This window comes from uncultured Acidaminococcus sp. (genome assembly GCA_900538365.1).
GTDB lineage: Bacteria > Bacillota > Negativicutes > Acidaminococcales > Acidaminococcaceae > Acidaminococcus.
Map to the genome: position 1 here is coordinate 1 of UPXT01000044.1, position 19,114 is coordinate 19,114.

Annotated in this window: 17 protein-coding genes and 1 tRNA gene; 1 reads left to right on the top strand and 17 read right to left on the bottom strand. The window is 50.8% G+C overall.

Annotated features, from left to right (window positions below; all coding sequences use genetic code 11):
• Window positions 1-102 precede the first annotated feature (102 nt).
• On the bottom strand, window positions 103-807 hold the full coding sequence (locus tag QZQ08_RS08070; RefSeq protein WP_296330591.1) for a DUF134 domain-containing protein: 705 nt from the start codon (window positions 805-807) through the stop codon (window positions 103-105).
• Between the two features lie 95 nt (window positions 808-902).
• Window positions 903-1,745: an NAD(+) diphosphatase gene (gene nudC / locus QZQ08_RS08075; RefSeq protein WP_296330593.1), complete on the bottom strand. Its 843-nt coding sequence runs from the start codon at window positions 1,743-1,745 to the stop codon at window positions 903-905.
• 155 nt (window positions 1,746-1,900) lie between these two features.
• Here nudC and QZQ08_RS08080 point away from each other — a divergent pair, with 155 nt between their 5' ends.
• The gene (locus QZQ08_RS08080) at window positions 1,901-2,638 is read left to right on the top strand and encodes an NADPH-dependent oxidoreductase (protein WP_296330596.1); all 738 of its coding nucleotides are present in this window, start codon (window positions 1,901-1,903) and stop codon (window positions 2,636-2,638) included.
• Window positions 2,639-2,761: 123 nt separating this feature from the next.
• Here the strand turns inward: QZQ08_RS08080 and QZQ08_RS08085 are convergent.
• The 15 genes from QZQ08_RS08085 to QZQ08_RS08155 all read right to left on the bottom strand — a co-directional run bounded on the left by QZQ08_RS08085 (window position 2,762) and on the right by QZQ08_RS08155 (window position 18,914).
• Window positions 2,762-2,852 (bottom strand) — tRNA-Ser (locus tag QZQ08_RS08085).
• Window positions 2,853-2,935: 83 nt separating this feature from the next.
• Window positions 2,936-4,246 carry an aminopeptidase C gene (locus tag QZQ08_RS08090; RefSeq protein ID WP_296330598.1) on the bottom strand — a complete coding sequence of 437 codons (1,311 nt, stop codon included), beginning with the start codon at window positions 4,244-4,246 and terminating at the stop codon, window positions 2,936-2,938.
• A gap of 108 nt (window positions 4,247-4,354) precedes the next feature.
• Complete coding sequence (locus QZQ08_RS08095; RefSeq protein ID WP_296330601.1) at window positions 4,355-5,428, bottom strand: alpha/beta fold hydrolase; 1,074 nt, start codon at window positions 5,426-5,428, stop codon at window positions 4,355-4,357.
• Window positions 5,429-5,439: 11 nt separating this feature from the next.
• Window positions 5,440-6,162, bottom strand: a complete 723-nt coding sequence (locus tag QZQ08_RS08100; RefSeq protein ID WP_296330603.1) for a dihydrofolate reductase family protein — start codon at window positions 6,160-6,162, stop codon at window positions 5,440-5,442.
• Window positions 6,159-6,716 (bottom strand): flavin reductase family protein, encoded by a 558-nt coding sequence (locus tag QZQ08_RS08105; protein WP_296330604.1) that lies wholly within the window; start codon window positions 6,714-6,716, stop codon window positions 6,159-6,161. The genes QZQ08_RS08100 and QZQ08_RS08105 overlap by 4 nt, the downstream gene beginning before the upstream one ends.
• A 39-nt stretch (window positions 6,717-6,755) precedes the next feature.
• Window positions 6,756-7,754, bottom strand: a complete 999-nt coding sequence (locus tag QZQ08_RS08110; RefSeq protein ID WP_296330606.1) for an aldo/keto reductase — start codon at window positions 7,752-7,754, stop codon at window positions 6,756-6,758.
• Between the two features lie 20 nt (window positions 7,755-7,774).
• Window positions 7,775-8,776, bottom strand: coding sequence for an alpha/beta hydrolase (locus QZQ08_RS08115; protein WP_366140920.1), 1,002 nt, complete (start codon window positions 8,774-8,776; stop codon window positions 7,775-7,777).
• A gap of 91 nt (window positions 8,777-8,867) precedes the next feature.
• The gene (locus QZQ08_RS08120) at window positions 8,868-9,779 is read right to left on the bottom strand and encodes a LysR family transcriptional regulator (protein WP_296330612.1); all 912 of its coding nucleotides are present in this window, start codon (window positions 9,777-9,779) and stop codon (window positions 8,868-8,870) included.
• Between the two features lie 125 nt (window positions 9,780-9,904).
• Window positions 9,905-10,471: a TMEM175 family protein gene (locus QZQ08_RS08125; RefSeq protein ID WP_296330614.1), complete on the bottom strand. Its 567-nt coding sequence runs from the start codon at window positions 10,469-10,471 to the stop codon at window positions 9,905-9,907.
• 490 nt (window positions 10,472-10,961) lie between these two features.
• A complete protein-coding gene (locus QZQ08_RS08130; protein ID WP_296330618.1) occupies window positions 10,962-11,759 on the bottom strand; it encodes an ABC transporter permease in 798 nt (265 codons plus the stop codon).
• Between the two features lie 3 nt (window positions 11,760-11,762).
• A complete protein-coding gene (locus tag QZQ08_RS08135) occupies window positions 11,763-12,542 on the bottom strand; it encodes an ABC transporter ATP-binding protein (RefSeq protein WP_296330620.1) in 780 nt (259 codons plus the stop codon).
• Between the two features lie 419 nt (window positions 12,543-12,961).
• Window positions 12,962-14,509, bottom strand: coding sequence for a glutamine-hydrolyzing GMP synthase (gene guaA / locus QZQ08_RS08140; RefSeq protein ID WP_296330623.1), 1,548 nt, complete (start codon window positions 14,507-14,509; stop codon window positions 12,962-12,964).
• A 107-nt stretch (window positions 14,510-14,616) separates the two neighbouring features.
• Window positions 14,617-15,885, bottom strand: coding sequence for a uracil permease (uraA, locus tag QZQ08_RS08145; protein WP_296330626.1), 1,269 nt, complete (start codon window positions 15,883-15,885; stop codon window positions 14,617-14,619).
• A 178-nt stretch (window positions 15,886-16,063) separates the two neighbouring features.
• Complete coding sequence (locus tag QZQ08_RS08150; protein ID WP_296330627.1) at window positions 16,064-17,362, bottom strand: amidohydrolase; 1,299 nt, start codon at window positions 17,360-17,362, stop codon at window positions 16,064-16,066.
• Between the two features lie 34 nt (window positions 17,363-17,396).
• Window positions 17,397-18,914, bottom strand: coding sequence for a DUF4127 family protein (locus QZQ08_RS08155; protein ID WP_296330628.1), 1,518 nt, complete (start codon window positions 18,912-18,914; stop codon window positions 17,397-17,399).
• Window positions 18,915-19,114: the final 200 nt, after the last annotated feature.

The following is a 19,114-nucleotide window of genomic DNA, read 5'->3' on the forward strand; positions in this document are numbered from 1 at the left end:
GAGGACACGCACCTGGACGGTCACTTTAGCGCCCCAAAATAAATTATAGAACCACAAAAAAAGAGCACCTGAAAGACTGAGGTGCTCCCTGCTCTATTCTCCTTACTTGTGATGACAGCCGACCTCATGGTGGTCATGATGACCGCAGACATGGGGTTCATTTGAATACACAAGGTTCCCTGCCAAAAAAGCGGCAACAGCGTCGTCACATAAACCGGTTACGCCGGCATAAAAGTTGATTTTTTCCGCGCCCAAGGCCTGTCTTGCGCCTTCACCGATACCGCCGCAAAGGACCGTATCCACACCAGCTTCCCTCAGAAAGCCGCTCAGCGCGCCATGGCCCTGGCCCATCGTAGGCAGAAGGGCGGACGAGACAATAGCACCGTGATCAAGATCGTAGACTTTAAAGGTTTCCGTCCGGCCAAAATGCTGGAACACGGAACCGTTCTCATAGGGAACCGCAACACGCATAATATCAAATCCTTTCTCTTTCACAAAATCACTGCCTTGCAAAGCGGGCTCCTTGAGCTTGTAATGGCCTCCGGCAATGACGAGTTTCTTGCCGCTTACAAGGCAGTCAGCAAGGATAAAACGGGCATGGTCATACATATCCGTCACCGTTGTCCGCGCAACCTGCATGTTGTCAGCACAAGCCTTTTGCGTCAAATGTTCATAATCGATAAGACGGATGGTCTCAAACTCCTCGATAGAAAGAAAGACCGTCTCCGGGTGCTCCCCATCTTCGGGGACAAAACTGTTCCACTCGGGATAAGTCCCTACCCTGCGGCTCCTTTTCGTTCTGCCCATGGCCGGCCTCCTTTTTCCGACATATGTCAATTATACCATTATTTCTGACATTTGTCAAAAATAGCGGTACTTACTCCCGCCCTTGACGCAGGGGCTTATTTTTTAGGCGGATAGAGGCCTTTCCGAAAGGTATCCATCATCGTAGCCGTCAGGGTAATGGTTTGAAGTTCTTCTTTTTGGAGTGTTTCTGCATCCATCCATTCGGCTGTAGCAAGTTCCCTGTGGTCTACATGAATGGTCGGATCCCCATCGACTTCACAGAAGTACCCTAAGAGCAGATCCGATTCAAAGCCCCAGGGCTGGGTCGCAAAATAGGTGATGTTCTTAACCTTAAGGCCCACTTCTTCCATGACTTCCCGGCGTACCGTATCTTCACCGGTCTCACCAATTTCCACAAAACCAGCAATGAGGGCAAGCCCGCCATAGGCCCTGCCGGCATAGCGGCTCGTAAGGAGCTTTCCGTCATGGATGACACCGACGATAACGGCAGGCATGATTTTGGGATAGACCACATGCTCACAGCTGGGGCATTGCATGGCCCGTTCCACTGTATCATGGACCATTTCATGGCCGCAGGCTCCGCAAAACCGATTGTCTCGGTACCAGCGGTACAGATGATAGGCCGTTTGACCAGCAAAGCAGAGCGCTTGAGGACGGGCAAGGCGGAATTTACGAACGATTTCATAGGAAAAGCAGGCCTTTTGGAGCGGCTCCTTGCCCATCCAAAGATAGCAGGACCGGTCCCCCATGCGAAAAAGATACTGCAAATGAGGAAGCTCCTCCTCCTTTAGCAGTCCGACAAGGGGCACTTCGATTCCTTCGTTCCCTTCCCGAAGGAGGGTTCTGCCGCCATCAAAGGAAAAGACAACATCTTCTTTTTGGGGCGGGACCGGCATATATTCATTGTGGAAAAGATCTTGACCAATATCCTGCAGCATAGGGATTCTCCTTTTCACTTAAATCAAGTTACCCCTATCATACCCTACTTGACGCAAAGTTGACAGTCCAAAAATCAAAAGTTACGGGGCCGATGTCTGCGTTGACAACACTTGGCACGGTCATGGTATAATGTTCAAAAACCTAGGAGGTTACTATGAATAAGACCCTTGAGACCTTGTATTCCCACGTTTCTGTGCGCAGTTTTGAAGGGACTATCCTTTCCGCGGAAACAAAAGACCAGCTTCTTCGAGCTGCCCAGAGCGGCTCCTCTTCAAACTTCGTCCAGGCCTACTCCCTACTTGATATTACAGATCCAGGTCTGCGAGAAACGCTCGCCGATATCACAAACAGCGCGGCCTACGTCAAAGAAAGCGGCGCCTTTTATATCTTTGTAGCAGACCTGTACCGTCAAGCCGTGATGCTTGAAAAAGCGGGCAAACCCTTGGATGGTATCCGGACCATGGAATCGCTCATGGTTGCCATCGTTGATGCCACCATAGCAGCTCAATCCTTTGCAGTCGCCGCGGAATCGATGGGTCTTGGCATCTGCTTCATCGGGGGCATCCGCAACGACATCAGGACCGTCGCAAAGCAATTGAACCTGCCAAAATTTACAGTTCCCCTTTTGGGCCTCACCGTCGGTACGCCCCTTGCCAAAAATGGCGTCAAGCCGCGCCTTCCCAAAAAGAATGTCTATGTGGAAAATACCTATGACAAAAAGACCCTGACGGACCTTCATGACTACGACGCCATTATGAGGACATATTACAGTGAGCGGGACAGCAACGCAGCGGATACGGACTTTACACAAAAAATGACAGAGTTTTTTAGCGTGATTCGCCGAAAAGAAGTTGGTGAATTTTTGAAGGAGCAAGGGTTCCGCTTGGAGTAGCTGGGACTTGGCGAGGAGACTGCGTTGATTCTCTGCACGCAGTACATCAAATCAGCCCGTTTTTTAGTCTGAATAAAACACAAAAAGCCTTCAGGATTGCTCCTGAAGGCTTATCATTTGATATGGCGGAGTGGCAGGGATTTGAACCCTGGCGAGGTTTAACCCTCCTAACGATTTAGCAAACCGTCCTCTTCAGCCACTTGAGTACCACTCCGTTAAAACAGCTGACTATGTTATCTTACACAATTTTTAGAGGAATGTCAAGAATATTTTTCAATTTCCTGGAATTTGGCGTCCTCAGTGATCTTCATCCCACGCATTGATGATGACAGGCTCATCTTCAAGCATCTTGAGATGCGCATCCGTCAAGTGCTTTTTATTGATGACCGCTTCGTAAACAAAGTCCTCAAAATATTTCTCAGAGCAGACGAAATAGCCGCCGTCGCCCACATCCTTACCCCAGGAATTTTCAATCTTCCAGCGGTCAGGTGCACCCGTTTCATCAAAATGAACGCCTACGAGAATCATGGCATGCGTCGCCGAGCTGCTGTTATACTCCAGACGCCGGCCTTTGGGCATATCCGTTGAAAAACCTCCCAAAAGGGCCTCGCAGCAAACGCTCTCCGGATCCCAAACGCCTTCCTTCCGTGCGCCATAAGCTCCAGCATCGCAGGCGAACCAAATGGCGTCGCCCGCTTTCAGCTGCTTGACGCAAAGGTCTTCCATCTCTTTTTGCGGCAGGTTCAGAGCCAGCATATTCCGGCCCACCATGTTTTCCACACCGTGGAACTGGATGGGTTTATGAAGGGGCATGATGTCCGTCGGTTCGTTGACGATGGCCACATAATCCCGGAGTGAACCTTCGACGTACTGATGATAGAAATCAAGGGGCGTCAGGTCCCGTTCCTCATGATAGACCTTATCCTTGTCGCGATAGGAAAAATCAAAAGTCTGGACCGGTTCTCCAAAAGCAATGCACTGGGCATCGTAGATTTCCTGCATCATTTCCTTCTTGCGTGCATAAGGGTCCTTTCCCGCAAGAACGAGTTCCCTCAGTTCCCACGCGTCTTTGCGCACAAGGCGGTTGATGATGCTCACAAAACGGGCCGTATGACCAGACTGGTATGTTTCCGGGTGAACTTGTTTGGGTACGACACCATATTTTTCCACAAGGTCAACGGCTTCACACCAGTATCCCCCATCAGCAACGCCTTGAAGCACATACTGCATGAGCTGCCCCTTGATAGGTTCATGGGCATGGTCGATGACCATCTGAAGGACGTTATTGGCTTTTTCCAGCTTATCATAAAAAGAAAGGTAGTTCTGGGAAAGCTCAAATTCATCGAGCCTACATTTTTCTGCCACCCTTTCGCGAAGAATATTTAGGGCCGCAAAAAGCCAGCACCGGCCCGATTGTTCCTGTGCCGTAATGCCGCGGGTCTTTACTTCCACGGAAAAAGCACCTTTAAGGGCCTCCCCTTTGAGCGGCACATAAGAAAGGTCAGCCATATCGGTTTTATAAAGAGTCATATGAAGAGTCTGTGCCCCGTCTTTTTGGGCATAGGACCGACTAAATTCCTGGAGAAGGTCAGGAGTCAATTCTTTCATGGAATCCATCCTTTCTGCAGCCTTTCGTTTTGAAGCTGCAGTCCTATTATATCATACGAAGGTCGCCTTTATCTTTACTCGGCATAAAAATCGCTTCAAATAAATGCCTCATCCCTTCGCGTACTTCCTGATCCACTCTTCAATCATCGCGGCAATCTCGTCACGATTTGCTTCTTCGAACATAAAATGAGAGTTCCCTTTGATGCCGAGCTTGGGCAAATGGACGACGGTACTCGTAAGACCTTCTTTTTCATAGGCCGCTGTAAAGGTATCGGCCGTTTCTGCCATGCGCTGCCACATAGCAGCTGCGGGAATATCAGGAAGGTCTTTTCCAATATAGTCCCCATAATAGAAGGTGACAGGGATTTTTTTCTCTGCCAACGCTTTATAAGCCGCACTGCCAGGCGCTGCAGCGCCGCCCGGTTCAATGGCGACAATGGCCGCTACATGGGGCGTGCAGCGCACCGTTTCCCAGCCCGGTCCACCGCCCTGGGAATGGGTCACGAGGATGGACTTTTTCCCCGTCCGGTCGTAGATTTCATCAATGGCAGCAGCAACGGCCTTTGCGACAACATCCGTATCAATGGCCTGCTCACCGGCGGCGTTATCCATGCCCGTATCCGGTGTCATCTGCCGGAAGAACTGGTTCAAGGCCGCTTCTCCTTTGGGGAACTTAGAGTCCTTATTATATGTAAAGGCGCCATTTTTGTAGGTGCCGATGCGAAACTGCGTATACCAAGTCTGGTCACTGGGCGTCGTCGTCATGGTGCCCGCCTTCCCCGTTGCCCCTGCCTCACCACGGCGCGGTTCATCAATAAGGTACACACGGTGACCATGGCGCAAAAAGAAATCCGCCCAACCCGGCTTGCCGTCCGGCGTCGTCATCCATCCCGTGCGGGACCGACCATAGCCATGGAGAAAGACCATGGGAAGACCCGTTTCCTTTTGGGGCACTTCATAAAGGACATTGGCGTGATCCACATGGGCCGTGGACCCTTCCCGCGATGTATAGTAGTGACAGATGTCAAAGGTTCCCGGAGAATGGAGTACGGTCCCGCCGGCAGAAAAGACGCCTTGTTCCTTGATCTGAAGGGCTTCTGCCGCTTCTCCGAAAGAAACCGTGCTAAAAGTCATCACGGCCGCACTAAAAAGGGCGGCTGCAAGAAATTGTCTCTTTTTCATCGCCAACCTCCTTATCCTTTTACCCGCTCATAGCGGATCCACAACGCATCTTTTGCAAGGACTTCCACACCCTTTAAGGTAAAGGCTGAGTTCTTCAAAAGGGGCGCCCCATCCATAGCTTCAAAAGAGGTTGCCCCCTTTTCCATTTCTGCGACGGGAACGATGACAAGACTCAGTTCATCAATAAGGCCCTCCCGCAGGAAGGTGCCGTTCGTGAGGCCGCCACCGCTTAAGGCAATGCGGGAAATACCAAAAAGGTCCGCTAGTTTTTGCAGGATGACGGCGCCTTTAAGGCTATCCTTGCCGGCTACGATAGAGGAGACGCCCACTTCCTGGAGGTAGGAAAGATACGCTCCGGGGACTTTTTCCGACACCACTTCAATGATGTGCTGACGGGGCCCTGTGCCGCGCTGCAGGAAAGACCGATGGTAGGCAAGGCTCCCCAGGGGATCGAGGACCACCTGAAAGCCCTCATTATCTGCCGCTTCTGGGCTCACCCAATCCTTTTTAGGAAGGTCCTTTTTGTCTGCAAGGGCGGTCTCATTAAGTTTTCCCTCGCAGAAGGCTTCCATGGTCGCCGCGCCAAAAATGACCGCGTCACAATGGTAACTGTTACGGATCTTGCCAAAGCAATCAAGACCAGGACCGGCCGCTGGATTTTCAAAATATACCCCATCAATCTTGCCGTTGAGGCTTGTCAGCATATGACAGACAACAAAGGGACGCTGCGTCATTTGAGTTTACCTCCATCCTTAAAAGCCGTGCCTACTTTTTCGCCGAGGACGTGATAGGTGCGATGGAAAGGTTCAAAGGAAAGGGGCGCAAACCGCGTCATATCAAGCTCTCCTGCCTCATCAAGGACGCTTTCGTCGACGCTCACATTTTCAATCCTGCCAATGATGGTACCGTCCTCGTTCATCTTAATGAGGGAGCACTCAAGGGCAACGGGAAGATCTGTTACAAGGGGTGCGTCGACAAGTTCACTTTTTACAACGTGGAAACCCGATTTTTCCACTTTCTTCGGTTCATGTTTTGCCGACACAAGGCCCACGTAATCGGCGGAAACTAGATGTGCCTTATCAGCAAAGCTGATGGTAAAGGCTTTCTTTGCCTTGATGTTTTCCGTTGTCTGATGACTTGGGCTAAGGCTCAAGATCACCTTGTCGGCTTCATAAAGGCCGCCCCAAGCGGCGTTCATAAGATCCGGGTTCCTCTTTTCATCATAGGAACCAATGATGAGGACGGGCAGTGGATAAAAGAATGGTTTCGTGCCAAGATTTTTACGCATAATAGTACCTCCTATTATCACTGAATGAATCATACCGATTTATTTTTTGATGGCCGTGCCACCAAAAACCGCGGACATTTTTGTATGGCGCAGCTCCCCGTCAAGGGACGCCAGTTCTTCCGGCGTAAAGCTAAGGGCTGCAGCGCCCAAGTTTTCTTCGAGACGACTGCACTTCCGCGTCCCTGGAATGGGCACAATATAGGGCTTTTTCTCAAGCATCCAGGCAAGGGAAACCTGGGCCGGCGTGGCGTTTTTTTCGCGGGCGATTTTTTCGAGAAGGACTACGAGGCCTGCATTTTCAACCTGCCCTTCACTGGAAAATTGGGGCATGACGGAGCGGTAATCGCCTTTTTCCGTAAAGGCCGTGCCCTTTTTGTAGGCCGCCGTCAAAAAACCGTTGGCAAGGGGCGAAAAAGCAACAAAGCCCACGCCCAGTTCCTCCAAGACGGGGAAAAGAGATTCATACCAGCGGGCCATCATGGAATAGCGGTTCTGAATGGCCGTCACCGGGCAAACCTTGTGGGCCCGACGCAGCGTTTCTTCGTCCACTTCGGAAAGGCCCCAATGGGTAATCTTTCCCTCATCAATAAGGTCCTTCACCGTTCCCGCCACATCCTCAATAGGGATCTTGGGGTCGACGCGGTGCTGGTAGTAGAGGTCGATATGGTCCGTCTGAAGCCGCTTTAGAGAGCCTTCCACGCTTTTGCGGATCGTTTCCGGACGAGAATCGACGACGAGCGGTTTATTGACGGACGGTGCGTCCCAGTCAAAACTGATGCCAAACTTCGTGGCAATCTTAACCTTGCTGCGATAGGACTTTAAAGCAATTCCCAAGAGTTCTTCATTGTCGTGAGGGTTTTCTTCCGTGCCGTAGGATTCAGCCGTGTCAAAAAATGTGCAGCCAAGCTCGACGGCGCGCGCAATGAGTTCCTTCATTTCCTTGCGGTCACTGGGCGCGCCATAGGCATGGCTCATGCCCATACAGCCAAGACCGATGGCAGAAACTTCAAGGTCTTTTCCAAGCATCCTTTTTTTCATGATGATTCTTTCCTCCTCTGTTACTTTTTCATTTGTGCTTCCCAGAAGGCAACGGCCTTATCAAACCAGCCTTCTGACGCCGTTCCGGTGCCAAGACCAAAGCCATGGCCAAGGCCAGGGTAATGATGGAATTCCGTGGGAATGCCAAGATTGCTTAGAGTTTCCAACCGGCGCTGCATAACGCGCCAATTGGCGATGCCGTCATCGTCACCAACCACGGCAAAGGTCGGCGGGTCGTTTTTGGTGTAATCCGAATGACCCGTGTACTCCATGATGACAGCCCCTGGACGAGGCAGGTCATTTCCGCCAAAAGCTGCGGGGCCATAAGAGCCAAGGTAGGCCGCCATGCGGGCCCCTGCCGAGCCGCCCCAGAGGGAATAGTGCTTCGTGTCAACGCCCAGTTCAGCGGCATGGGCAAAGATGAAGCTAATGGCCCTTGCTAAATCTTCGCAGGCTGTTTGCGCGCCGGGGCGGTAAATGAGGGCAAAAGCGTTATAACCCCGTTTGGAAAGCTCATAAGCGTGGGGAAAACTATCATGCATGGCGCCCACATACACAAAACCGCCGCCAGCATTCACAACGGCAAAGGGTGCGCCTTTCCGGCCTTTAAAGAAGAAAAGGCCCGTGTCTTTTTTGCGGGGATCCGCCGCCTTTTCGGCATCACTGTAAATATCATAAAAAACTGTTTCTTTTTGCCGGGCCCGCTCCCAAAGGGCATTGACAATGGCGATTGTTTCCTGGGGATCAATGTGGCTGTACCAAATGAGCTGGAGGTCCTCCAGGGTGTGTCCGCTCATGCAGCCGGTATGAACAGGAAAGAGAAGCCGCCCATAGGGCTCTAAAACAGGTGATTCAATGACTTCTTTGATGGATGTCTTTTGTGTGAATGGTTTGTTCATCGTCACTCCCCTTTCCTGCCCTGTCTGTCCTTTTTGCGGTGCTTGGATTGCCTGCATGTCCCCACAGCCGGCGCCAAAGAACAGAAGGACCAAAAGAGCGAGGATACCAAAGGTTATCTTTATAGGAGATCCTCCTTTTCTCATCTGTCCCCATTATAAAAAAAACGAGACCTCCACAGAAGTCTCGTTTAGCTTTGCAGTATAAACCTTTTCATTAAAACTCGTTTTCAGTAAACCTTTCCGTTATCTGCGCAAGGGCGTGCAAAAAGCGCTTTACCGGCGCCGAAGGCTTATGCCCGTAAAGAAGTCCATAAGGGACGGTGTAGTCCCACCTCACAGGAAGAATCTTAAGAAGAGGATGAACAGCTTCCCACTGAGGAACAGCCATAAGGAGGGCGTTTTTCCGATCACATTCGTTAAAGGCTTCCGTATCATAAAAATCAAAGTCTATCAATTTGATTTCAGGATGCCCGTCCATGAGATCGTGACGCAGTTCATCCACATAATGGTTCCACCCTTCCCGAATGAGCATAAGCGCCTCGCCATGAAGGTCCTCTACAGTGAGAAAGTCCTTTTTCGCCAAGGGATGATGAAGGGAAAGGGCACAGCAAAGAGGTGTTCTATTGAGTTCAAAACCCTGGCACCTCCGCAGGCGAAGCATCGTTTCATCAAAAATCCCTGCCACAACATCAATATTGCGTCCTAAATGGGACAAGATTTCCCGCGCGTTTTCCGGCGTGTTTTCAAAGGGAATGACCTGAAATTTGATTTTTTGGTCAAGATCCTGCAATTGAGGCAGCAAGTCCACGAGGACCTGGGCCGGCGTCATGGGTGAAGACCCGATGCGGATGGTCTCTGCTCCCTGCTCCATGGCTCGCTGGGCCCGGACGATGGAATCCTTGCTGTACTGAATCACGTAACGGGCATCTTCGGCAAGTGACGCCCCTGCTGCTGTCAAAAAAAGGCCACGGTGAGTCCGTACAAAAAGCGGAAAGCCCAGGCTTTTTTCAAGACCATTGATCTGTTTGATGACAGCAGGCGGAGAAATATATAAAACTTCGGCTGCTTTATTGAAACTGCCGTTGTCGGCAACGCACAAAAATGTCTCAAGACGCTGATCATACAAGATGGGGGCCTCTCTTCTTACCGGTTTCTACTTTCTATCATGATACAATGAGGCCCGTATGGCGTCAAGAAAAGCCCTTTACTTCCTCACTGATTGAGAAAGCAAAAGGGCTGACGAGCAGGGCTTTAAGAAGCGTGACCTTCTACTTCGGGAAAGATCCATAAAAAGGCCGTCATGACATAAATAATATAGACCGCAGGCACATAAATGTAGGCAAGAGGTACAGTAACGGCATAGCTTATAACCGTAAGAAGGTTCCGTCTGTCCCCCGTCACAACCGTCCAAAGGCTGTCCATCTGTCCTTTGGCATGGCGGATTGTCATATCAAGGGTTTGATAAGCGATGGCCGTAAGGAAAAGGACCCCGCCATAAAGGGAAACAGGTACAGCGGCAAATCCTGTGTTGGAAGCCCAGGCCGTAGCAAAAGGAATGAGGGATACAAAAAACATCCACAAAAGATTGGCCCACAGGCTCCGGCCCTTGATGGTCTCCACGGACTGGATCAGTCGATGATGATTCACCCAGTAGATCCCAACATAGGTATAGCTGATGATATAGCCAATGAACGTCGGAATGACGGCGCCAAGGTCGCGCCAAGATTTTCCTTCCGGCGCCTCCATAGCAAGGACCATAATGGTGATGATAATGGCAAGAACGCCGTCGCTGAACGCTTCCAGTCTATTTTTAGGCATGATTCCTCCTAAAGGTGTGATGGTAAAGATATTATACAGGAAAATAAGGATGATTTAAAGTATGCTGTTGAGCCATCTATTCAGGGCATTAGCCCTGAATAGATGGCTCAATCCTACGGTTCTGGCTTCACGGCTGAAAAACGGCTGTAATGCTGAAACACTGTAACGCCGGCGTCAAACCGCGTCAAAGGCAGTTATAAGTTTTGAGTTGTAAGTAAAAACACGAAGGCATTTCAAAAGCAAAAGGCCATACGAAAAACACCAGACGGGAAAGACTAGATTGCAATGGGTTGAGTCATCCTGCATCATTCCCAAAGGAAAAAGACATAACGAAAGCCTTAACCAGACATTCCTGCTGTTTTAAGCTCAATACTGCAAGAAGACTCACGTTCTTGGAAATATAGACATCCTATCATTGCCACAGATAACGCTTTTCCCAAGCAATGAAGATACACTGTTTTACTCGGAGCAATTTATGCTCCGAGTAAAATCAATGACTATACACCATCCGATCAAATCTCGAAAACGCAATCCGTCCCATGAAAAGAATCCAACCCGCCATGCCAATAATCGTTACCCACAGAGGCAGGCTGCGGATTTGAGGCGTCATGACAGCGCGGATAGCTTCATTGATCCAGGTCAAAGGATCGATGAGGGTAATAGCTTGCATGATTGGTAGGGGCGCTAGCTGGTGCCAAGTATAAAAGATGCTTCCCAAAAAGACAACGGGCATGAGGAAACCGGGGAACATGGCTGCAATCTGGGAGGGTTTGATGATGGTTCCTACAAGAAGTCCCATAGCAGCCGAAGCAAACGCCGTGAGAAGAAGGACCAGGACAAGAAGGGGCAGCCGCTCCAGGGAAAGGTCGATAGAAATGGCGTGACCCATAAAAATAAGGGAAATAGGAAGAACGATGAGGCCGCCCACAAAAGATTCAAGGACGCCGACGGTCATCTTGGCATAAGCCACGGTACGGCTTGATACAGGCGCCAGGAGCCGGTCTTCAATTTCGCGGAGGTTATGGAAGTCCATGGAGATCGGGACAGCCGTTCCGTGAATGCCCGTAATGAGCATGCTCATACCAATCATGCCGCAGAACATATGAGTCGGAAATTCCACAGGCAGAAGACCCACCGTCGGCAGCATGAAGCCATAGACAACAATGAGAATCAAGGGCAGCATGGCCACACGAAAGATAAATTCATTATGATCCCGCCACTGAACCAAGAGATCACGGGACACCATGGCCCAAAAGGCTGTTGTTGTTTCATTCTTAGAATTTTTCATCACTTACGCCTCCCTATTGGCACTTTGCCGATCATCGACACCGTCACGGTCCGTGAGGGTCAGGAATACATCATTAAGGGAATGAGTCCCAGTTTGTTTTTCAAGACCTTCTACCGTCCCATACGCAAGAAGTTCGCCCTGCTTCATGATGGCAACATGGTCACAGAAGGACTCGACTTCTTCCATATAATGGGTCGTGAGGAAAATAGTCGTTCCTTCCCTGTTCATCTTAAGCATCTGGTCCCAAAGGATCTTGCGATAGTTCGGATCAAGTCCCGTTGTCGGCTCATCAAGGAAAAGGACCTCCGGATTGTGGAGCATGGCCCGTGCAATCTTGAGACGCTGCGCCATGCCGCCCGAATAGGAACGGACAAAGTCCTTACGGCGTTCCCATAAACCAAACTTCCGCAGAAGCTCTTCCGAACGCTCACGGATGACCTTAGGGTCCATGCCAAAATAACGGCCGTGATAATAAAGATTCTCCTCTGCCGTGAGCTGCCGCTCCAGGTTGTTATGCTGTGCAACCACACCAATCTTGCGGCGGATAGCGGCCACATCGCCCGTAAGGTCCTTCCCATCGTAGAGGATCTTGCCGCCCGTAGGAAGCAGCTGCGTCGTCACCATGTTGATGGTTGTTGACTTACCGGCGCCGTTGGCACCTAAGAAACCAAAGATCTCACCTTTTTCCACTTGGAAGGAAACATGTTTTACGGCGTGGATGACGCCCGACTTTGCCTTAAAATCTTTCTGCAGGTTTTCCACCTGCAAAACAGTCTCTTTCATACTTATCGTCCTTTCTTTATATACCCCAAGCGGGTATCTTATTGCAGAAATGATTATATACCCCCGCAAGGTATATTGCAAGGACTTTTTTTAAGAAGTAGGTTAAACAAATAAGGAGAAGGAGGCTGTGATGCCAAAGACTGGATGTCCAGCGCCAAACCGGTAAGCGCCCGATAAGAAAAGAAGACATAGATAATCACCGGTCTTCTCGCAGCTATTTCATGTTATTGCATCTGTTCTACTATGTTAAATACCTATTTTAAGTAAGCTGCAATATCTAATTGGCATTGTACTGATCTCCACGGGAAGGACTTGCACGAAGAAGAAGGATTACCGCAAGGAATTTCTTTTTTTACTTGCAACAAAAACACCCGTCAAGTCTCCAAAGACTTGACGGGTGTTTCCTCTTCTTGTTTCTCTTATTCCCACTCAATCGTTGCAGGCGGTTTGCTCGTGATGTCATAGACGACACGGTTGACGCCAGGCACTTCATTGACGATGCGGCGGGAGACGATATCAAGGACGTGGTACGGGATATGGGACCAGTCACTTGTCATGCCGTCGGTGCTGTTTACCGCGCGCAGGGCGATGGTGTTGGTGTAGGTTCTAAAGTCACCCATGACCCCAACGCTGCGGATATTCGGCAGGCAGGCAAAGTACTGCCAGATGCTGCGGTCGAGACCGGCTTTGGCGATTTCTTCGCGGAAGATAGCATCAGCTTCGCGGACGATGGCAAGTTTTTCTTCCGTCACTTCACCAAGTACACGGATAGCAAGCCCCGGTCCCGGGAAGGGCTGACGCCAAACAAGTTCGCTCGGGATCCCCAGCTCTTCGCCTACGGCGCGAACTTCATCCTTAAAGAGCGCACGCAGCGGTTCGATAAGGTCAAGGTCCATGTCTTCCGGCAGGCCGCCGACGTTGTGGTGGCTCTTAATGGTGGCACTGGTGCCGGTGCCGCCCGATTCAACAACGTCTGGGTAGATAGTGCCCTGAACGAGGTAGTCGACATGACCGATTTTCTTGGACTCTTCTTCAAAGACACGGATGAATTCCTCACCAATGATCTTGCGTTTCTTTTCCGGATCGCTGACACCTTTGAGTTTCGACAGGAAACGTTCCTTGGCGTCGACGCGGATGAGGTTCATATCAAAATCGCGTTTGAAGACTTGTTCTACTTGGTCGCCTTCATCTTTACGAAGAAGACCATGGTCAACAAAGACGCAGGTGAGCTGCTTGCCCACGGCTTTGTGGACGAGAACGGCAGCAACCGAGGAGTCAACGCCGCCGCTCATGGCGCACAGGACGTTCTTATCCCCCACTTTTTCACGGATAGCTTTGATCTGGGTCTGGGCAAAGCTCGACATGGACCAATCACCGGAAAGGCCGCAGATATCAAAGAGGAAGTTACTGAACATTTTTTTGCCAAAGGGCGTATGCATGACTTCCGGATGGAACTGGACGCCATAGAAGCGTTTTTCCTCGTTTATCATGGCCGCAACGGGGCATTCTTCCGTGTGCCCTGCCACAACAAAGCCCTCCGGTACGGTTTCGACATAGTCCTGATGGCTCATCCAGCAAATATTGTTCTTTTCGATGCCGGAAAAAAGACGCGTCTCATGATCAAGGGAAACAGCCGTCTTTCCGTATTCACCGGCAGAACCAGCATGGGCAACGACGCCGCCCAGTTTCTTTGCCATGAGCTGATGACCATAGCAGAGACCGAGGATAGGAATTCCTAAGGAGAAGACACCATCGTCGACAGACGGCGTATTTTCGGCATAAACACTGTTCGGTCCACCGGAGAAGATCAGGGCTTTCGGATTTTTGGCCTTGATTTGATCGATGGTATAGCTATAAGGAATGATTTCGCAGTAAACGCCACATTCACGGACACGGCGCGCAATCAGCTGTGCATACTGGGCGCCAAAGTCAACGACCAGGACAAGCTCATGCTGTAAGTTTTCCATGTTCTTCCTCCCTGTTTGTTATATTCAGAACAATATATCATAATTGTATCATATTTTCAACGAAAGATGCGCTCATTTTGCGCTTAATTGCGAAAAAAGTTCGCGCTCTACTCCCGTTCCACCCAGCCGATTTTTTCAAAAATCAGGAAGGCAAGGCTGGCAAGGATGGCTGCCACTGTAGCAAGGCCCATTCCCTTGAGCTGAACCGGACCAATGACGATGGTGGCACCACTAAGACCGGAAATGAGGGTCAGGGCCGAAAGGATCAGGTTCTTCGGTTTGGTGAAATCCACCTTGCGGTCAACCATCATGCGCAGTCCAGAAGCAGCAATGAAGCCAAAAAGGAGAATGCTGACACCTCCCATAACAGGACCGGGGATATTGTGGATGAGAGCTGCAATCTTGCCGACAAAGGAAAAGATAATGGCAAGGATGGCAGCGCCGCCAATGACCCATGTGCTGTATACGCCGGTAATGGCCATGACCCCCATGTTTTCCCCATAGGTCGTGTTCGGCGTGGAGCCAGCAAGTCCGGAAAGCACATTGGAAAGGCCGTCTGCAATGAGCGAGCGGTGAAGCCCAGGATCCTTGATGAGGTTACGGCCGACAATGTCACTGGTTACAAATAGGTGCCCCAAATGTTCGGCAAGAACGACAAAAACGGCAGGCAGGATCATCATGATGGCGTTAAGATGAAAGCTGGGACGATAAAAGGTCGGAGCCGAAAACCAGGCTGCGGCCGCAACGCTTTCAAAGGAAACCACGCCGAGCCCATAGGCAATGGCGTAGCCGCTCACCACTCCAATGAGAATGGGAATGATGCCGATAAAGCCCTTGCCCAGGATGGTCGCAAGGATGGTGATAATGAGCGTTGCCGACGAAATCTCCATAGCCTGGACGTTTGTCATGCCCTTTACAGGATCCATGAAGCCTGCCATGTTCATGGCCATGGGCGCAAGCTCAAGACCGATGATGGCGACAATAGCCCCCATAGCAGCAGGCGGAAAGAGCATGTCAATCCACCGGGTCCCTATTTTTTTCACCAGAAGGCCCACAAGGATGAAGCAGAGCCCAAAGGCAATGAAGCCACCCTGCGCGTCCCCATACGTAAGGCCCGCCGTGTGGGTAACGGCAAGGACAGGCGAAATAAAGGCAAAGCTCGAACCTAGGTAACTTGGCAGGCGCCATTTGCAAATGGTGAGATACAGCAAAGTGCCAACACCGTTCATAAAAAGCGCCGTTGATGGGTCAACGTTCAGCAGGAAAGGTACAAGGACCGTAGCGCCAAACATCGCAAATAGATGCTGTAGGCTAAGCGGCAGCGTCTGAAGGATGGGCAGCTTTTCTTCGACTTCGATAATGCGTCTTTCTTTCATTAACTTTGATCCCCCTCAGCAAATTTGTTGGTACTGTGCTACTAGTGTATCACAATGAATTCCCCGTGGTACAGTCATTTTTTGCGCGTCCTGATAGTATCGCACCAAGAGTCTGTCCTAAAGGGAAAGCCAAAATTCTCCCGTCAAAACAAGATTTGCTTTGCTGGGAGAACGCTTGTCATTTATTCAAAAAGTGCTTTACAAGTTCCGTTACGGTATAGACGCTAAGGGGCAGGACATCTTCATTGAAATCAAATTCACTGGTGTGATGACCCGAAGCTTCCTCCGTCCCATAGAGCATGTAAACGGCCTTGCCGCCATGATTCTGGACGCGGCTCATAAAGTACGAGCAGTCCTCACTGCCGCTGACGGTATGATTTTTTTCGATGTCACTGTAGACGCCAAGTCCCTTGACGACTTCATAGACCTCTTCGCCCATGTCAGGTGAAGAATTGCCTGACGCCGCACTGCCGCGGGCGACCATTTTCACGGTAACGCCGTACATATCAGCTGCGGCCTTGACCATGCGGCGGGCTTCTCCTTCCATAAATTCATTGATGGCTGTCGAACCGCCGCGGGTCTCAAATTTGATGACCGCGTTGTCAGGAATGACGTTTCGTCCCGTCCCTGCCTTGAGAATTCCCACATTAACGCGGGAAGGGCCGTCGCTGTGACGGGAAATGGTATGGAGGGCCAGCGAAGCTTGGGCCGCTGCAAGAAGGGCGTTGCGGCCATTCTGGGGATTGGCACCGGCATGGGCCGGTTTTCCCGTAAAGAACGCATCAATCTTGCTTGTTGCAAGGAATCCTTCGGTCATACAGACTAGGCTGTTATTTTCGCCATTGCCAAGACCAATATGCCCGCTCAGGAAATAATCCACATCATCGACAATACCACTTGCCACCATCCCGCGGGCACCCATGACACCTTCTTCACCGGGCTGGAAGCAGAGCTTTACCGTGCCTGCCATTTCATCTTTGTGGGCGGCAATGAGGCGTGCTACGCCAAGACCAATGGTTGTGTGTCCATCGTGCCCACAAGCATGCATCAGGCCCGGATGGGTCGACGCAAAGCCTTCCCGGGTCGGGCGATGCGCGTCCGTTGGGTTTTCATCGACAAGCAGACAGTCCATGTCAAAGCGCAGGCCCACCGTCTTACCCGGCTTAGCAAAATGCATGATGCCCACGACGCCCGTCTTGCCGCCTTCCATCTTTTTCACAAGATTGGGATCGGCCCCTTCCTTGATTGCTCGTTTCATGGCGCGGTCAAGTTCATTTTTATCAGGAACGCCCATCATTTCGTCTTCCTTCATGCAGGAAGCTCCCATGAGCACTTCATAACCCAGGTCCTTAAGCGCTTTTGCCACATGGGAGGCAGTACGAAACTCCGTCCAGGCAAGTTCAGGGTGGGCGTGAAAATCACGCCGACAGGCAACAAGCTCATTTTTCATCTGCATGGCTTCATCGTATAATGTCATGATTCTCCTCCTCTGCCGCCTTAAGACGGTCCGTTCATTTCATGGTCTTTTTGACCACCGATACTTCAAAAGTCCGGTTCCACGGCAGGTCATAAGTGTACCCATCCACACGCTGGCCTAAATAAGGAAATGCCGTTTCCTTCATTTCCTTTTGAAGGGCTGTATGAAGGATTTCCTTTTCCTTTGGAGTAAACTTTCCTTCCTGCCATTTGTTGGGATAGGTGTATTCCACACGTAGGTGCTGCCGCACCAAGGCTTCATAGGCCCAGTCGTCGAGATAGCGCACCGTAAGAAGCTCCTTTCTTTTCTGCGGCGTCATCTGCCGCGCCATAAGGCCCTGTCCCAACGTGTATCCCAAGGAATTGCTGGCCGTATTCCAGCCGGCGTAGGACGCAAGATCATAGGCCATGGGCTCAGCGCTGTGCGGCAGCCGGCGTTCAAAAAGTCCTTTGATCAGGCCCCTGCTGCTGCCGTTGCCAAAAGCGATGTCCGCAATGCCCACGGCATACCCCGCCCTGAGAAAGGCCTCCGACTGATCGAGAAAAGCCGTCATCCCTGACGTTACAAGGTCCGTATTGGCCGCTTGATCTGCACCGCGTGTCACGCCGTCCTGCGGCGTATAAATTCCCGCCACAAAATCGGCTCGCTTGGCTCGTTTTGCAGGATACCCGCCAAGGGCCCAGACATGTTCCTTATAACTATGAGCAATGGTTCCATCTTCGTAATCAGGAACGGTATCTTTTCCTGCGCCGGGGGCATAGAACCCATACACAATCGGCGTCAGACCCCGCGCCTTGTAATAGGCCCTCGTCAAAAGAATCATCCCCATCTCATCGGTTCCTGAAAAAGAGCGGATCGTGTAGGACTTTTTCCGATCCTGAAGCAGTCTGCGGGCATCAAGGTGAGCCTCGGAATAAGGTGCTGAGTCATCCCTTGCAATCAGAAAATAATCAAAGGTTCCCGCTTCCGCCGCGTCATACAGCTGGGCTAGGACGGCCGCATTTTTTTGCCGACGCTGCAGCAGATCATTCTGGATGGAAAGTGGAATTTCCTTTTGAAGGGCCCCGAGTTCCTTTTCTTCCTTCCGACTAAGCGGCCCCATGTCCTTTTTATCTCGCAAGGCGCCCCACAAAAACAGTTTTGGGCCCCACTGGGCATAGTACTGAGGCTCCTGAGGGGCACTGCTCCACTTGGGGGAGCGCATAATCGTCGCAAACACATAGAGAGGAATATCGGCATGACGAGTCTTGAAATCAAGCAGGACATTGACCCGCTCATTGAGCAAGGTCTCACTGAGTTCGTGGGTCCGGCTCGTGGTAAGGCCTCCATAAATAAGGGAATCGGCGGCAACAACAGCTGCCTCTGCAAAGGGGCCTTCCTCTTGGAGCCATTTTCCCAGAGCATCAGGATCACCCTTGCGCGAAGACGAGCTTAGAAGCTCAGTTGGCGGCGTCACGACATCGATCCCCGCTTTTTTAAAGGTATCCACCGTATAAGCAAGATTGACTGGGCGGTCATCAAGGGGAATATATAAAATTCGTTCTGCTGCCAAAACCGAATCTCCCCATGTAAGTGTCCCCAACAAAAGGGACAGGAAAAATGACCTGACAAGTTTCCTTTTGGCCCAAGTAAACACAAGCGTCCCCTCCTTCTTCCTAAAGACCCTTTTATTATAGCAGGCAAAAAGCCGCAAAAAAAGTGGTTCTATAATTTATTTTGGGGCGCTAAAGTGACCGTCCAGGTGCGTGTCCT

Bases quoted from the DNA above. Each gene is read 5' to 3' on its own strand.
- QZQ08_RS08080 (WP_296330596.1), top strand. From the start codon at position 1,901: ATGAATAAGACCCTTGAGACCTTGTATTCCCACGTTTCTGTGCGCAGT.
- nudC (WP_296330593.1), bottom strand. From the start codon at position 1,745: ATGCTGCAGGATATTGGTCAAGATCTTTTCCACAATGAATATATGCCG.
- QZQ08_RS08135 (WP_296330620.1), bottom strand. From the start codon at position 12,542: ATGAAAGAGACTGTTTTGCAGGTGGAAAACCTGCAGAAAGATTTTAAG.
- QZQ08_RS08105 (WP_296330604.1), bottom strand. From the start codon at position 6,716: ATGCGTAAAAATCTTGGCACGAAACCATTCTTTTATCCACTGCCCGTC.
- QZQ08_RS08110 (WP_296330606.1), bottom strand. From the start codon at position 7,754: ATGAAAAAAAGGATGCTTGGAAAAGACCTTGAAGTTTCTGCCATCGGT.
- QZQ08_RS08125 (WP_296330614.1), bottom strand. From the start codon at position 10,471: ATGCCTAAAAATAGACTGGAAGCGTTCAGCGACGGCGTTCTTGCCATT.
- guaA (WP_296330623.1), bottom strand. From the start codon at position 14,509: ATGGAAAACTTACAGCATGAGCTTGTCCTGGTCGTTGACTTTGGCGCC.
- QZQ08_RS08150 (WP_296330627.1), bottom strand. From the start codon at position 17,362: ATGACATTATACGATGAAGCCATGCAGATGAAAAATGAGCTTGTTGCC.
- QZQ08_RS08130 (WP_296330618.1), bottom strand. From the start codon at position 11,759: ATGAAAAATTCTAAGAATGAAACAACAACAGCCTTTTGGGCCATGGTG.
- QZQ08_RS08100 (WP_296330603.1), bottom strand. From the start codon at position 6,162: ATGACGCAGCGTCCCTTTGTTGTCTGTCATATGCTGACAAGCCTCAAC.
- QZQ08_RS08095 (WP_296330601.1), bottom strand. From the start codon at position 5,428: ATGAAAAAGAGACAATTTCTTGCAGCCGCCCTTTTTAGTGCGGCCGTG.
- QZQ08_RS08090 (WP_296330598.1), bottom strand. From the start codon at position 4,246: ATGAAAGAATTGACTCCTGACCTTCTCCAGGAATTTAGTCGGTCCTAT.
- QZQ08_RS08070 (WP_296330591.1), bottom strand. From the start codon at position 807: ATGGGCAGAACGAAAAGGAGCCGCAGGGTAGGGACTTATCCCGAGTGG.
- uraA (WP_296330626.1), bottom strand. From the start codon at position 15,885: ATGAAAGAAAGACGCATTATCGAAGTCGAAGAAAAGCTGCCCATCCTT.